The organism is Wolbachia endosymbiont (group B) of Ischnura elegans, from assembly GCF_947251585.1.
Classification (GTDB): Bacteria; Pseudomonadota; Alphaproteobacteria; order Rickettsiales; family Anaplasmataceae; genus Wolbachia.
Genome location: NZ_OX366371.1, coordinates 1,952,659 through 1,968,401, shown reverse-complemented (window position 1 = coordinate 1,968,401; position 15,743 = coordinate 1,952,659). Strand labels below are relative to the sequence as shown.

Sequence of the window (15,743 nt, the reverse complement as noted above, 5' to 3'; positions counted from 1 at the left end):
CCATACATAACAAAATGTATGAATACCTCTTTAGCGTTAATTTTACATTAAAACTGGGCAGTTATGCCTTATTGCGGATAATTATAGCAATTTGCTAACTATTTTCTTTGCTGATTACTGATTTTACATTTCAACATAATTGCTTGCCTGTTGAACTAACATATCTATCACTTCTTTTACAGGCTTTTCTCTATCAACCATGCCAACACTTTGACCGGCCATTAAAGATCCTGTTTCAACATCTCCATCAATTACTGCCCTTCTTAAAGCTCCAGCCCAGAACTTTTCTATTTCAAGCTGCCCATCTTCTTTTGAGATTTCTCCATTTTGATATTTATCAATAATGTCTCTTTGATGCTCCATAAAATCGTCACTTGCTTTGTTAGCTATAGCCCTTACTGGAATTACAGGGAAATCAGCACTAATCTGCACAGAAGATACAGCATTACGCGCAGCTGATTTGATGAATACTTCTTTAAAATTTTTGTGAGCGATTGACTCATTCGTGCAGACAAATAATGTACCTATTTGACAGCCACTTGCTCCCATTTCTAGGTAGTTAACTATCATTTCGCCTCTTCCTATTCCACCTGCAACAAACACCGGTGTTTTCTCATTTTTAAAATGAGGTAATATCTCTTGTGCGAGAACAGAAGTGCTAACAGGACCGATATGTCCTCCTGCTTCCATACCTTCTATTATTAACGCATCTACTCCCATTTTTACTAACCTTTTCGCGAGGCTTAATGCTGGTGCAAAACACATAACTTCAATGCCCGCACTCTTGATTTTTTCTATATTAGGCTTCGTTGGTAGTCCACCGGCAAGCACTATATGGCTTACTTTCGTTTCAATGCACACATCTATCAACTCACTCAACTTTGGGTGCATAGTAATTAGATTTACACCAAATGGTTTGTTAGTTAATTTCTGTGTCTCTATGATTTCTTTTTTCAGTAAGTCTGGAAACATTGCACCGCAAGCAATCACGCCAAATCCACCAGCATTTGAGATTGCTGAAACCAAATTTCTCTCTGAAACCCAGCTCATAGCACCACCCATTATGGCAAATTCACTACCAAGAAAATTCGTTCCTTTTTTCCAGAGGCTACTTAACATATAACCTATATCATACGTTTAAAAATGTTTTGTTTATCTATAAATGTGTGTTTTAAAGCACCAATTATATGCAAGGCTATAAAGAGTATCATAAAATATGCAAGTATCGAGTGTAACTGATTAGCTGCACTAGCTAGATCTTCATTATGGTTAATTAATAAAGGGATATGGAAAAAATATTTGATCTCTTTGCTAGAAGCAGAAGACATGACATAACCAGATAGTGGCATTAGCACCATCAAAGCATATAAACCAAAGTGTATCGTTTTGCTCGCATTGATTACAAATCGAGAAAAATTGGCTGGTAATGGCGGAACATAAGTAAAGACGCGAAAAAATATACGTACTATAATTAATCCAAGAACGGTGATACCACAAGCCTTATGAACAGCGTATATGCTGAATTTAATTTCATTGCTAATCGGCAAACTTTTCATGTACAGCCCAGAACAAAGCATGCCAATAATAAAAGCAGACATTAACCAATGAATGATCCTTAAACCTAAACTATATTTATTGTCTTTCATTAATTTTGATTACTCTAAAGTAGAATTTATATAGTAGAAAAACTATTTCTCAATCAAAATTATCTATACATAATTTCGCTGCCTTGATCAACATAAGTGCAATAATTGTATGTGACACATAAACATTGTCTATCAGATCATGAAGAAGTGGTGAAGTTTTTGAGAGTTTTTCTATTGTAACGATGAGTTATAGCTTGTACAAGAAGCCTATTGACTTTAAGCACATTTTACCCTATACAATTCCAATACCTTAAGCTACCAAGCATGCCTGATCTAAAGACAATGATGCTAAACTTTGGCCCTCAGCACCCAGCTGCACACGGGGTGTTACGTCTTGTTTTAGAGATGGATGGTGAAGTGATCGAGAGGGCAGATCCCCACATTGGACTTTTGCATCGCGGCACTGAGAAGTTAATAGAACATAAAACATATCTTCAAGCTCTGCCTTACTTTGACCGCCTTGATTATGTGTCACCAATGTCACAAGAGCATGCATATTCGTTATGTGTAGAGAAATTATTGCAGTGCGAAGTTCCGATTAGGGCAAAATATTTGCGTGTTCTATTTTGTGAGCTGACAAGAATACTAAATCATTTACTAAATATCTCTTCCCAAGCACTTGATGTTGGGGCGATGACTCCTCTTTTATGGCTCTTTGAAGAGAGAGAAAAAATACTCGAGTTCTATGAAAGGGCCTCAGGTGCAAGATTTCACGCAGCTTATATAAGGCCAGGTGGACTTGCAGCAGATATCCCAGAAGGTTTGATTGAAGATATTGCAAAATTTATAGAGCAATTTCCAAAGTATATAGATGATGTTGATGAGCTTCTAACAGAAAATAGGATATGGAAGCAACGCACTGTAGGAATTAGTGAAATATCAATAAAACAGGCGCTTGATTGGGGCTTTAGTGGACCAATGCTCCGTGCTGCTGGACTTGCTTGGGACTTGCGAAAAAGCCAGCCATATGAGATATATGATCAGTTAGATTTTGATATACCTATCGGCCAAAATGGTGACTGTTATGACCGTTATTTAGTAAGAATGGCAGAGATTAGGCAATCTATTAGCTTGGTGAAGCAATGCATAGAGAAAATTCCTAAAGGGCCAATAAAAACTGAAGATAGAAAAATTTCTCCACCGCCAAGAGCAGAAATGAAAGAATCTATGGAGGCTATGATTCATCATTTTAAGCTTTACTCAGAAGGATATCATGTGCCAGAAGGTGAGGCTTATGTGGCTGTTGAAGCGCCAAAAGGCGAGTTTGGAGTATATATAGTTTCAGATGGTACCAATAGACCTTATAGATGTCGAATAAGAGCACCTGGCTTTGCACATTTACAGGCCTTAGATTTCATGGCAAAAGGACACATGCTTGCTGACATTGCAGCAATTATCGGTTCACTCGACATAGTCTTTGGTGAGATTGATAGGTAATTATTTTAAAATAGTAACTTAACTAATGGTTAAGACATCTTCTATCATAAATTGTATAAATTCATTGCCATTCCAGTAATTCATAGAGATTTTACCCAAAATGGCTTTAACATTACCCTGCATAATAGCAGAGCCGAGCTCAGTATTTGCACAGCGAAACGCAATAGCTTTTACCATAACATTATCGTCAGCAATAAAACATTTTATATGGTCAACTCCTATAACTTCCGGCTTTCTTATCTTTGCTCCTTGAATGATGAATCTCGGTTCAGGATTGCCAACACCAAATGGCTCTAAGCGTTGCAATTGATTCCACAGGGATAAGTTTATTGCTTTAGCTGTTACTATGCCATCGGCTTTTATGATTTTGTCGTTTGTGGAGTTTGCAAATCTTTCAGTAAAGAAATCATGTAGATCACTTATTTTATCTTCCTTAATCGAAAATCCTGCTGCCATACTGTGACCACCACCTTCAATGATTAGGTTGGTAAATTTTGCAGAAAGAACCGCAGCACCAATATCTACTCCAGAAATTGACCTACAGCTTGCTTTTCCTATTCCATTGTTTAAAGATATCACTATCGTTGGTAAGTGAAACTGCTCTTTTAGTCTTGATGCAATGATACCAATTATTCCCTGGTGCCAATTACCACTTACCATTATAAAATTTACACCTAAGTGGGCAAAATTTTCCGCTTGTGTTGTGGCTTCCAAAATAGCCTCATTTTCTAGCATTTTTCTTGCATTATTCAAATCTATTAGTTTTAGCGCGATTGAATGTGCATCATCATCATCGGTGGAAAGCAACCTTGCACCGAGCGATGCTTCTCCAATTCTTCCTCCGGCATTTATACATGGCCCAATACTAAACCCTAATCGTGAAACACTTGGTTTTTCAAGGATTCCCAAAGCGTCAAACAAAACACGTAAGCCAACATTTTTTCTTGCTGACATAACTTTTAATCCTTGTAAAACAAAAGCCCTATTTAGGCCTGTAATCTGCATAACATCGCAAACAGTTCCAAGAGCAACCAAATCCAGTAGATCAAATAAATCTGGTTCTTTTTTGTTGGTAAAAAATCCTTGCTCACGTAGGATTCTGTTAAGAGCAACAATTAGCAGAAATGACACTCCAACTGCTGCTAAGTTATTATAAGGAGAGCTCTCATCAAGGCGGTTGGGATTAACAACTGCTACAGCACTTGGTAATTTTTCTGTTCCAAGGTGATGGTCGACAACTATAATATCAAGTCCAAAGACTTTTGCATCTTCTATTGGTTGATATGCAAGCGTACCGCAATCAACAGAAATACATAAATCAATACCATTCTTTTTAAGTTGTAATAAAGCATCTGTGTTCAATCCATAGCCCTCATCAACACGATCTGGAATATAGATTATAGAGCGTGTTCCAATCGCTCTTAGGTACCTATTAATCAATGCTGATGACGTTGCACCATCAACATCGTAATCACCAAATATTGCAATATTCTCATTATTGTTTATTGCTTTTATTATGTGAGAAACAGCTTTATCCATATCAAGGAGGTGAAAGGGATCTGGTAATAGCGATCTGATTAGTGGGTGTAAGAAGTCATGTGCATTTTCTATGTTAACACCACGAGCAACTAATATTCTTGCTAATATTTCTGGCAACTCAAATCTCTGTATAAGAGTAAAAATCTCCCTTTGATCTGCTTCTTGTAACTTCCACAGTGCATTTGTTATGCTGCGTTTTTCAATATCAAGTAGCATATTTTTTGTAAATAAAACTACTTTACCAGAACTTTTACGCTTGTTCTATAATTGTGTTAGACTTCTGTATAACCTAAAGAAAGATATAGGAGAGTGTCACTCGAAAGGAATCACATTTATTTTGACAAAGAGCATCTGTAAAATCTGATACTTCTTCTTGCATAACATGCTCTTTAATTAGTATTATATCTATATTAGCATATAAGTGTGAATATTATATTAGTGTAATTACTTTTTGGTATACATAACAAATTTATGCCTGGAAACAGTTTTTGGTTACTCAAACCTTTTCTACCTTTATTTCATATTCTTTAAAGTATTTTTTGCACTTTCTTTATAAAAACCATAGGTACCAATCGGTTTTTAGCTTAAGAATAAAGGTTAAGTATCTGGAATTCTGGACATAAAATCCTCCTGAAAGATTAGAAAGAAAATGCAGCGCATATACAACAGAATTTGAACACGTGCTGAAGAAGATACACTACGTTTTTTTTTGAAAAATTGACTGAAAAGTCTGCAGACGAAGATAGATTTTTGAGCTCTTAAAATACCTCTACTGTTAGAGTAAGGAAAGCGAGAAGGTTTGTCAAGCAATCTTTATTGGCTGTTGTACTAGAATTCAGTTTTTCGTATAATTTGCTAGAATTTGTGTGAAGAATTTTAAATATGAAAGGCCTATATATTAAAACTTACGGCTGTCAGATGAACGTTTATGACTCCATTTTAATGGAGAATATAGTTAAGCCTTTAGGGTTCAACGTTGTTAGTGATGCAGAACAAGCTGATTTGGTGATATTAAATACTTGTCATATTAGAGAAAAGGCAGCAGAAAAGCTTTACTCAGAGCTTGGAAGAATCCATTCATCACAAAAAAATAAGGAAATGACCATAGTGGTGGCTGGATGTGTAGCGCAAGCAGAGGGAGAAGAAGTGTTCAGAAGGGCTCCTTTTGTTGATATTGTTGTTGGTCCGCAGAGTATTTCTGCTTTACCGGAGTTAATAGTCAAAGCAAGCAGAAGTAAAGGTCATGTAATAAATACTGATTTTCCAGAAGTTGCGAAGTTTGATAAATTGCCAGATGAATGCTATGGCAATAGCCAGGGGTCTTCTGCGTTTCTTGCCATACAAGAAGGTTGTGATAAATTTTGTACGTTTTGTGTGGTACCATATACACGCGGGGCTGAGTATTCACGACCAGTAAATGAAATATTCCGTGAAACATTGAAGTTAGTTGCAAATGGGGCAAGGGAAATCAATTTGCTCGGTCAAAATGTTAATGCTTATCATGGAGAGTGCAAAGGAGAGGTGTGGGATTTAGGAAAATTAATTAGTCACATTGCTAAAATTGAAAAGCTAGAAAGAATCCGCTACACAACTTCTCATCCAAGAGATATGCACGAATCTCTCTACTTGGTACATGCGGAGGAATCAAAACTCATGCCGTTTGTTCACCTACCTGTGCAGTCAGGTTCGAATAAAATATTGCATGCAATGAATAGAAAACACACGGCAGAGGAATATTTGGGAATAATAGACAGATTGCGCAAATTGAAACCTGAAATCGAATTTTCTTCTGATTTTATTGTTGGTTTTCCTGGAGAAACTGAAAAAGATTTTGAGGAAACTATGAAGTTAGTAGAAAAAGTAAAGTACGCTCAGGCTTATAGTTTTAAATATAGCCCAAGGCCAGGAACGCCAGGGGCGGAAAGAAAAGATCAAGTACCAGAAGAGGTTAAAACAGAGCGTCTTCTTCGTTTACAGGAATTAATTAGCAAGCAACAACTTGAATTTAATCAGAGTATGATAGGAAAAACTATTCCTGTTCTATTCAGTGATAAAAAAGGTAAACACCAAAATCAAATTATTGGTAAAAGCCCATACATGCAATCAGTATGCGTTGATGATCCTGACGATAAATACAAAGATAAAATAGTAAATGTAAGGATATTGGAAGCTCGGCAAAATAGTTTGTTGGGATGCGCTGCCTAATTAGAGAAAAGTGCTCCCATGGTCTCATGTAGAAGCACTTTGTGTGTTTTTATAAGTTTATAAGCTATCTAGATTTAATCCTTAAGGGACTACAACTCTCTGTTACGCAATCATATGAGACTTGATATAATAGATTTGCGGGATTTTTTTTCTTTTCCCACTGATAGTGTACTTTTTCAACCTTTCCAGAATTATTATATTCATAAGAAAGCGATCTCCAAATAACGCTGCTTTTACTATTATTTTTGTTAGCATCGTGAAATTTCTGATAAGGCCAACTGTTATTGTCTTTATTCATCTTTAACTTAAGTAAATAAGTCTGATTTATTAATATGCTGTATAATAATGTCAATACCTATCAATGTTTATAGAAACAGAGTTTTTGAATTTGTAATTTTCTGGAAAGCTCTATATTCTTTGATTTTATCCAGTTAAAATGAATATGAAGTATTATCCTGATACAAGCAGCAGTCCTGATTTTTCATTGCTAGAAAAGGAAATCATAAAATTTTGGCAGGAAAATAAAATTTTTGAGCAGTCAGTCGAGAAACGTTCCAAGGATCATTGTTTTGTATTTTATGATGGGCCTCCGTTTGCAAATGGACTTCCGCATTACGGACACTTGCTTACTGGTTTTATAAAAGATGCATTTGCAAGATATCAAACTATGCTGCAAAAAAGGGTTGAACGCAGATTTGGTTGGGATTGCCATGGGCTACCGGCTGAGATGGGCGCGGAAAAGGAACTTAGAATATCTGGTAGAACTGAGATAGAGAAGTTTGGCATTGAAAAATTCAATAATCATTGCCGTACTTCTGTGATGAAATTTTCATCAGAATGGGAGAAGTATGTAAATAGGCAAGCAAGGTGGGTAGATTTTCACAATGACTATAAAACCATGGATAAATCATTTATGGAGTCGGTCATGTGGGCATTTAAGCAGCTTTATAATAAAGGTCTTGTGTATGAATCAGTACGCGTTGTTCCCTATAGCTGGGCGTGCGAAACTCCACTCTCCAATTTTGAAACAAGGCTTGATAACGCTTATAGAGAAAAGACTAGCAAAGCTGTAACTGTTGCTTTTGAACTTTTAGAAAGTCCAAAGCAATTTAAGCAAAAATGTAAGTTGCTTGCTTGGACTACGACGCCTTGGACGTTGCCAAGCAACCTCGCACTGGCAGTAGGAAAGGATATTGAGTATTGTGCAGTGTTAGTAAATGATGAAATATACATTTTCGCTAAAAGCTATCTAGAAAAATTTATTGATCACTATACAAAGAGCAATATTCCATATGAAAACTGTAATACAAAACTTAAAGCGAGTGATCTTGCAGGTCTTTCCTATAAACCACTGTTTGATTACTTTAAAGATACAAAAAATGCGTTCCGTGTTTTCATTGCTGATTATGTTACAGGAGAAGATGGTACTGGTGTTGTGCACACTGCTCCTGGATTTGGTGAAGAAGATTTTTACCTTTGCCAAAGCCATGATATTCGAGCTGTTTGTCCAGTTGATAACGGTGGGAAATTTACTGCAGAAGTTTCAGATTTAACAGGAGTTCATGTTTTTGATGCCAATGATACAGTAATAAAAAAATTGAAAGGGCAGGGAAATTGGTTCAAAACCGAGCAATATATTCACAATTATCCACACTGTTGGAGAACTGATACTCCTTTAATCTACCGAACTATGCCTTCTTGGTATGTTGCCGTTACAAAATTCAAAAGCAGAATGGTAGAGCTAAATAAGAGAGTTAATTGGATACCAAACCACATTAGAGATGGTCAATTTGGAAAATGGCTTGAAGGAGCGCGCGACTGGTCTATTTCACGCAATCGATTCTGGGGTACTCCAATTCCTGTGTGGAAATCAGACGATGCAAAATATCCAAGAGTGGATGTGTATGGCTCAATAGCAGAACTAGAGCGAGACTTTAATGTTAAGATAGATGACTTGCACAGACCGTTTATCGATACTTTGACGAGACCAAATCCTGATGATCCAACAGGAAAATCAGTTATGCGTCGTGTGCCTGATGTGTTTGATTGTTGGTTTGAGTCTGGCTCGATGCCGTTCGCGCAAGTTCACTATCCGTTTGAAAATAAAGAATGGTTCGAGAAAAATTTCCCTGCGGATTTTATCACTGAATATATAGCACAAACAAGAGGATGGTTCTATACGCTTTTTGTGCTTTCCACTGCTTTATTTGACAGTGAGCCATTTAAGAACTGCATATGCCACGGTGTGGTTCTTGATGTGAAAGGTCAGAAATTATCCAAACGTTTGAATAATTATGCAGATCCAATGGAGGTTTTTGACAAATATGGTTCTGATGCGCTGCGTTTTCTTATGCTGTCTGGTTCCATTGTTTGCGGTGGTAATTTACTACTCGACAAAGAAGGAAATTTAGTGCGTGATGTTCTAAAAAACGTAATAAAACCTATTTGGAACAGTTATCACTTTTTTACTATGTATGCAAATGCAGATGGAATTAAAGCTGAGATTTGTCAAGATTATCAAAGTACTATTGATCGCTACATGATTTCAAAATGTTTTGAAGCTGTGGAAGGTATGCGAGCTTCTATGAACAACTATAACTCTCAGGAAGCTTGCAAAATCTTGACAGATTTTTTTGAAGTGCTAAATAATTGGTATATTCGTCGCAGTCGCGAGCGTTTTTGGAAAAGTGACTTAGATCAAGATAAAACCGACGCTTATAATGTTCTGTACACAGTTTTTTATTACATACTACGGGCTGCAGCTCCTTTGTTGCCACTTATAACAGAGACTATATGGCAGGGGCTGAAGTATAAAGAAACATCTGTTCATTTGGCTGATTTTCCACAATTAGATAGATATAATAGTGAACTCATTGCCAAGATGGATTTGGTAAGGGAAATATGTAATGCTGCACTCTCTATTAGAAACATGTTTAACATACGTATAAGGCAGCCACTTGGTAGCATGACTATTTATCATAAGTCTTCCTGCAATTTTCTTGAAGATGAATATCAAGAGATGGTAAGAGATGAGGTGAATGTAAAAGAACTAGAAATAGTAAGTGAATTGAAAGAGGTTGCATCACTAGAGTTAAAATTAAATTTTCCTGTGCTTGGAAGAAAAGTTCCAGACAAAATCAAGAAACTAGTTCAATACGTTAAGGAAGGAAAGTGGAAGCAAGTTGAAAACGAACAGATATTTTTGGGAGATGAAACAGAGAGCTATACTATGGAAAAAGGTGAATATGAACTATTATTAAAAGCAAACAGTGAATATTCTGCTGTGTTTGATAATAACAAAGGAGTTGTTATTCTAAATACTGAATTAAATAATGAACTAATTCTAGAAGGGCTGGCAAGAGATATTGTGAGGCTTATTCAAGAAACTAGAAAACAGGCTGATTTTTATATATCAGATAGAATCAGAGTAATAATCAAAGCAGAAGATGAGAAAATTAAGGAAGCAATAAATACATGGGTTGAATATATAAAAGATCAGACCCTTGCCTTATCTTTGGACACTAATAAAGAGATCGAGGCCGATTTCTATTCTAAGGAATACCAAGGTTTGACAGTTGGTATTAAGTTAATAAAGTTGCAAAGTTAGTAATGTTTATGCTATACTTAAATTGCTTTAAGTAGGGTGGTGATATGAATCAAGTTGTTGCAGATGGTCATAGAGAAGTTATTGATTTAAATAACAATAGTGATGGTTTAGGTAAAGTAGAATCTATTTCCAATGTTGCTTTGGAAGAGGAAGAAGAGTTTTTTGATGCTATGGAAGATGTTTCTAATGTAGAAGAAGGGAATGATTTAGGTCTTGCTAATTCAGAAGAGGAAGAAGAGTTTTTTGATGCTGTAAGTAAGCAGGATTGGTTAATTAAACAAATAGCTGCTTTTAATGTTCCGCTCAGTATATTTCATTATAAAGATTATAATTCTGACTTTTTTACCTCCTGGTATAATATGTCAAGCGAAATATTGAAAGAGATAAACAGAGCTTGCCCAGAGAAGAAAATATTAAATTTAGCTCTGTCAGTTTTAATGCTCCCTTATATTGCTTTTACTGCACTGGGGTTAGTCATATACAGTAGATTTAAAGCAAATAGCAAGACACAAGAAGGTGTAGTGGAAGATAAGACAAAAAAGAGTGAAACAGGTGTGCCAAAAAGATTGGCATATGGCGCTCTTGCTGCAATGGCAATTTTTGTTAATGTGACTGTGCTTGTAGCCTTAATCGTTCCTGCAACAGTTGCTTTGGCTACTTTTTATCTTTTAAATAGAGAGTTATCTCACTCTTTAGTTGCTGCTCTTAGAATAAGTATGGGGCAGTATTCTAATAAGCACCAAAATATAGAGGTATCTTTTCATGAAATGGAGGTTTCTGAGTCAAGCATTGCATATGATATGAAAATAAAGTTTCCACCGCAATTTAAACAACTACTTAAGGATTTATACAAAAATAAAGATGATAGTTGGGTTGATATTAGACAGGATCCAGAACAAAATACCATACTGAAATTATCAGCTAATATCAATTTAAAAAATGGTCTTCAGCCCTTGCGTAATGAGATCGGAAGTGTAATTGCAACTTCGATTCAAGAATGCGCAAGAACTATGGAAGAGCTGGTGAATCTAGAAAAGAAAGATATTACACATGATAAACTGAAGGAATTATTGAGTAAATTCAGGCTGAAAGTGGTGAGTAGCATAGATTCTAAGTTGACAACTCACTTAATAGAAAATGCTTATCAAGTTGCTCTTATACAAGCAATTAAGTTTCAGCAAAATAGACGGGGAGAAGATTTTTCACTGGAAGATGAGCTAAAAAATACTTTAGTGAAACAAGAACTGGAGAATCAAGGTAAGGAATTACCAAATGAGAAAGAAGTGATAATCAAAGATTTGAAAGAACTAAAAATAAAGGAGTCACTTAATTTGACTGATGAAGATGATCGGCTAGAGTCCCTTATGAAAGTAGGTGATATAGATGATATAAGTGATGATGCACTTCCTGTATTTAAAGCAGAATGGGAACGGCTTATACAAGAAGGGAAAATAGCTAAAAAAACAATAATTGATGTTTATAAAGATACAGATCCTGGAAAAACAGAGGAAGCTCTAAATGATGCTAAAAAAAGAATTGAAGATTTAAAAAAACAAGGACAGGAAAGATATACTGGGATACATGAAAAATTGAAAGCAATATATGATGAAGGAAAAAATAACTTAACAGATGATGATTTAAAAAGGAAATTAGAAGGTCTTTTTAAGTTCGAGTATGGTGATCAAGAAGTTGAGCGAAGGCTAGTAGAATCAGTAATGAAAAAAGCTAAGGGTGAGTTAGGCCTGTTAGGAATACTAAGCTTAATAGACCAGTTTCGAAGTTTAGAAGAGGAGATAAAAGGTCCTTTTAGCAAGAAAAGTTTAAAAGAAGTTTCAGATAAAGTAAATGACTTTATAGCAAAGATATATTTAGAAATAACGAAATGTAAAATACAAAATTTATTCAAAGGCCAAGCAAAGGGTATAGAGGACTCATGTAAGCTGTTAGAGGAAAAGGAGCCGAATTTAGTGCAGAGGATTAATTCGCACCGAGCGGAAATTGTAGAATGCTTAAAGCAACCTATATCGTTAAGAAAAGTAATAGAAGGAAATGAGGATTTAAACAAATATTTAGAAGATGAGCAAAATAGAAGGGGGGAGAAGCATCCAAGTACAAAATTAATAGAGAAGCACTTGCAAAATAACCAAGAAATCCTAAAAGCATTAAAACAGTTAGAATTAGAAGAAAAAGGATTATTGATAAATGAAGAAACAAAAAATGATTATAGAGAAGAACTGGAATCTCGCGAAAAAATAAAGTTTGCAATAATAGAAGATGATTTACTTAAAGCATTCGAGCATGAAATTTTTGATGAAGAAGCAATTAAGAAGTTACTAGAGAGAGCAGAACTTGAGTACTATTTGGCAGAAAAGTGCATAAAAAGTCCTGTGATTAAGACAAAAGACAATATCAAACATTTTTGTCAAGATTTATTGTCTCCTTTAATAAATAGGTTGGTGGAAAATATAGTAAATAATGTACCAAAAAGTGATAAGAGTTCATGGCTGCAGCCTATAAAAGCTATTAGGACAGGCTTGGGATATATTCAAACAGGTCTTGCCGTTGCAATGCGTGGGGATAAGAGCACAGAAGGAAAAGCGTTGAGTGTGGCACATGATACTCATAAGGAAGTAGAAACATTTCTTCAACATTTTCAATCAAGTTATGAGGAAGTAGGAGTTTTTTTGGGTAATTTATTTTCTGATGATGGAACGACATTTAAAAATGATGTATGGCCTAAAGTAGAAGAGCATTTGCATGGAATGTGGGATAGGTTTTTCAAGGATATTGAATTCAAGATAGGGAATAAATTGGATGAAGTAAACGTGACACAGCAAAATCAGGAAACGGCGATTACGGCTTAATAATGAGCTCTCAAAGTTCCTTCAGTATTTTCACACACTAAGTTGACTATCATATTTGATTCTTTTTGGATTTCCTCTTCAGTTAAAGTGTGAGTTGGAGAGCAGAAAGTAACTGAAAATGCTATAGACATCTTATTCGATTCTATATTGTTTCCATGATATACATCAAATATCAAAACTTCTGTGATGAGCTCTGAGCTTTTTTTCACCATATTGATTATACTGCCTGCTGCTACATCTTTATTTACAATAAATGCAAAGTCGCGTTTTACACTTTGATATTTATAATCGATAAATTTTTTTCTACTTATAGGTAAATTTTCGATATTTTCTAATATCAACTCAAAGCCTACAATTTTTTGTTTGATGTTAAAAAAATCCAATATACTCGGATGCAATTCTCCAAAATAACCAACTATTTTACTTCTAAAAGATAAGGAGCCTGATTTTCCTGGGTGATAATATTCTTTTTCTGCTCTCTCTATTGCTAAATTATCACAATTGACATTAAAAAGTTCCAAAGCTGTTATGAGGTCAGCCTTTGCGTCAAAAATATCTATTTTCCTATCAGTGTTATAGTGGTTTTTCGGCGAATTATTTCCTGATCTAATTCCACTTAAAACGTACTTAGACTGAGCCTCACCATTATAAATTGGTCCAATTTCAAAAATTGCGAGATCAGATATCCCGTGAGCAATATTATCTGCAGTGACTTGCAACAAATTTGGTATGACACTTGGCCTCATTATATTGAAGTTATTATTAAATGGATTATCGATAATGAATAACTTATTCAAGTAACCAAACTTTTCAGCTGTTGATTCACTCATAAAAGACCAAGTTATCACTTCATGAAACCCTCTGCTTGTCATTAAAATGCGCAAATCATCTTGTGTCTCTTCTTCTACTGTAACGTCTTCTGCTAGTTGCTCTTCCTTTATTTTATCATAGCCGTATATTCTTACTACCTCTTCAACTAAGTCAGCAGGTATGGTTACGTCCGGTCTCCAGCTTGGTACTTGTATATTCCAATTACCTTCGGTTTTTTTATCGATACTAAACCCTAGCTTTGTTAAAATATCGAATACCTCATTAGGTGATGCAGATACACTTCCAAGTTTGTTTGCATTCTGATAATCAAAATTTATCTTGGTATAAGCCTTATTCAAATTGCCAGCAGACACTATGCTTGACACTTCTCCGCCACATAAATCCAAAATCATTTTGGCTGCAAGATTGAGTCCATCAAGGGTAAATTCGGGGTCAATTGAACGTGCAAATCTGTAACTTGAGTCTGTGGAGATGCCTAGCTGCCTTGAAGATTTAGTGATGGAGATGGGGTCAAACCAAGCAGACTCTAAAAAGATATCAGTAGTTTCAAGAGTGCATTTACTGTACTTACTGCCCATAATTCCAGCAATTGCCTGAACGTTTTTATCATCAGAAATAACGCTTATGTCTTTGTTCAATGAGTATTCTTTATCATTTAAACCAATAAATTTTTCTCCATCGTTTGCTTTACGTACTGTGAGCTCTCCTTCTATTTTTTTTGCATTATATGTATGCATTGGGCGATTAAAGGATATCATGATGTAATTAGTAATATCAACTATTGCAGAAATGGAGCGCATTCCTATCGATTCCAGACTATCTTTTAGCCATTTTGGACTCTCTTTATTTTTTACATTAGTGATATATACTCCACTAATAAAACTCTCCCCATCGATGACTTTGACGTTTATTAGTGAGTTCATAGAAGCGGTAAGTTGTGGAATGATTAAAGTCTTTAACGTTCCAATTCCAGTTGCTGCTAGATCACGTGCTATTCCATAAACACCTAAGCAATCTCCACGGTTTGGAGTGATGTTTATGTCAATTACAGGATCGCAATTGAAAAATTTATCTCCTGTTTTATAATCATCAGAAAGCTCGATTATTCCTTCACTTTCATCTTGAGTCAGCGAAAGCTCAGAGGCAGAGCAGAGCATCCCTTCACTTAGCACTCCTCTTATTTTTGTAGGCTTAATTGTAAAGTTGCTTTCTGGCAATGTGCTACCAAGAGATGCAAGTACAGTCTTCATGCCTTCTTTAACATTTTTTGCTCCGCAGACTATCTGCAGAACTTTACTTCCATCATTTACTCTACATAATTTTAATTTATCAGCATTTGGATGAGGTGCGACTTCTAATACTTCTGCAACAACAAACCCGGCCAATCTGGAATTGTCGATCACATTCTCTACTTCCAACCCTATGTGAGTTAATTTATCAGTAATTTCCTCTAAACTAGCATTGGTTTCTAAGTACTCTAATAACCAAGATAATGTGAATTTCATCTATCTAACAAGAAACAAAAATTCATAGTAATGTAAAATGTGATGTTTTTAAAGTTTGTTGTAATAAGTGGCTTCTATATTGCAAGAAACAACAGAGAAGCCTACTCTT

General features: G+C 35.4%; 9 protein-coding genes. 4 read left to right on the top strand and 5 right to left on the bottom strand.

Translation table 11 applies throughout. The features are described from left to right. Positions 1 to 123 precede the first annotated feature (123 nt). Positions 124 to 1,119, bottom strand: a complete 996-nt coding sequence (locus OPR58_RS10125; protein WP_264375037.1) for an NAD(P)H-dependent flavin oxidoreductase — start codon at positions 1,117 to 1,119, stop codon at positions 124 to 126. A 5-nt stretch (positions 1,120 to 1,124) separates the two neighbouring features. Continuing rightward, a complete protein-coding gene (locus OPR58_RS10120; protein ID WP_029237615.1) occupies positions 1,125 to 1,646 on the bottom strand; it encodes a cytochrome b in 522 nt (173 codons plus the stop codon). Positions 1,647 to 1,910: 264 nt separating this feature from the next. Between OPR58_RS10120 and OPR58_RS10115 the strand changes: the two genes are divergently transcribed. Next, positions 1,911 to 3,083 (top strand): NADH-quinone oxidoreductase subunit D, encoded by a 1,173-nt coding sequence (locus tag OPR58_RS10115; RefSeq protein WP_264685566.1) that lies wholly within the window; start codon positions 1,911 to 1,913, stop codon positions 3,081 to 3,083. A gap of 18 nt (positions 3,084 to 3,101) precedes the next feature. On the opposite strand, the gene recJ is transcribed toward OPR58_RS10115, so the two are convergent. Beyond that, positions 3,102 to 4,838, bottom strand: coding sequence for a single-stranded-DNA-specific exonuclease RecJ (recJ, locus tag OPR58_RS10110; protein ID WP_265022611.1), 1,737 nt, complete (start codon positions 4,836 to 4,838; stop codon positions 3,102 to 3,104). A gap of 666 nt (positions 4,839 to 5,504) precedes the next feature. Here recJ and miaB point away from each other — a divergent pair. Next, on the top strand, positions 5,505 to 6,827 hold the full coding sequence (gene miaB / locus OPR58_RS10105) for a tRNA (N6-isopentenyl adenosine(37)-C2)-methylthiotransferase MiaB (RefSeq protein ID WP_265022610.1): 1,323 nt from the start codon (positions 5,505 to 5,507) through the stop codon (positions 6,825 to 6,827). Positions 6,828 to 6,891: 64 nt separating this feature from the next. On the opposite strand, the gene OPR58_RS10100 is transcribed toward miaB, so the two are convergent. Continuing rightward, positions 6,892 to 7,125: a hypothetical protein gene (locus OPR58_RS10100; protein ID WP_010402600.1), complete on the bottom strand. Its 234-nt coding sequence runs from the start codon at positions 7,123 to 7,125 to the stop codon at positions 6,892 to 6,894. 138 nt (positions 7,126 to 7,263) lie between these two features. Between OPR58_RS10100 and ileS the strand changes: the two genes are divergently transcribed. Together ileS and OPR58_RS10090 are read left to right on the top strand one after the other, a co-directional pair. Then, positions 7,264 to 10,434, top strand: a complete 3,171-nt coding sequence (gene ileS / locus OPR58_RS10095; RefSeq protein ID WP_265022609.1) for an isoleucine--tRNA ligase — start codon at positions 7,264 to 7,266, stop codon at positions 10,432 to 10,434. 44 nt (positions 10,435 to 10,478) lie between these two features. After that, entirely contained in the window at positions 10,479 to 13,298 is a 2,820-nt protein-coding gene (locus OPR58_RS10090; RefSeq protein WP_265022608.1) for a hypothetical protein, read from the top strand. Here OPR58_RS10090 and pheT read toward each other — a convergent pair. Further along, entirely contained in the window at positions 13,295 to 15,634 is a 2,340-nt protein-coding gene (gene pheT, locus OPR58_RS10085; protein ID WP_265022607.1) for a phenylalanine--tRNA ligase subunit beta, read from the bottom strand. The genes OPR58_RS10090 and pheT overlap by 4 nt on opposite strands. Positions 15,635 to 15,743: the final 109 nt, after the last annotated feature.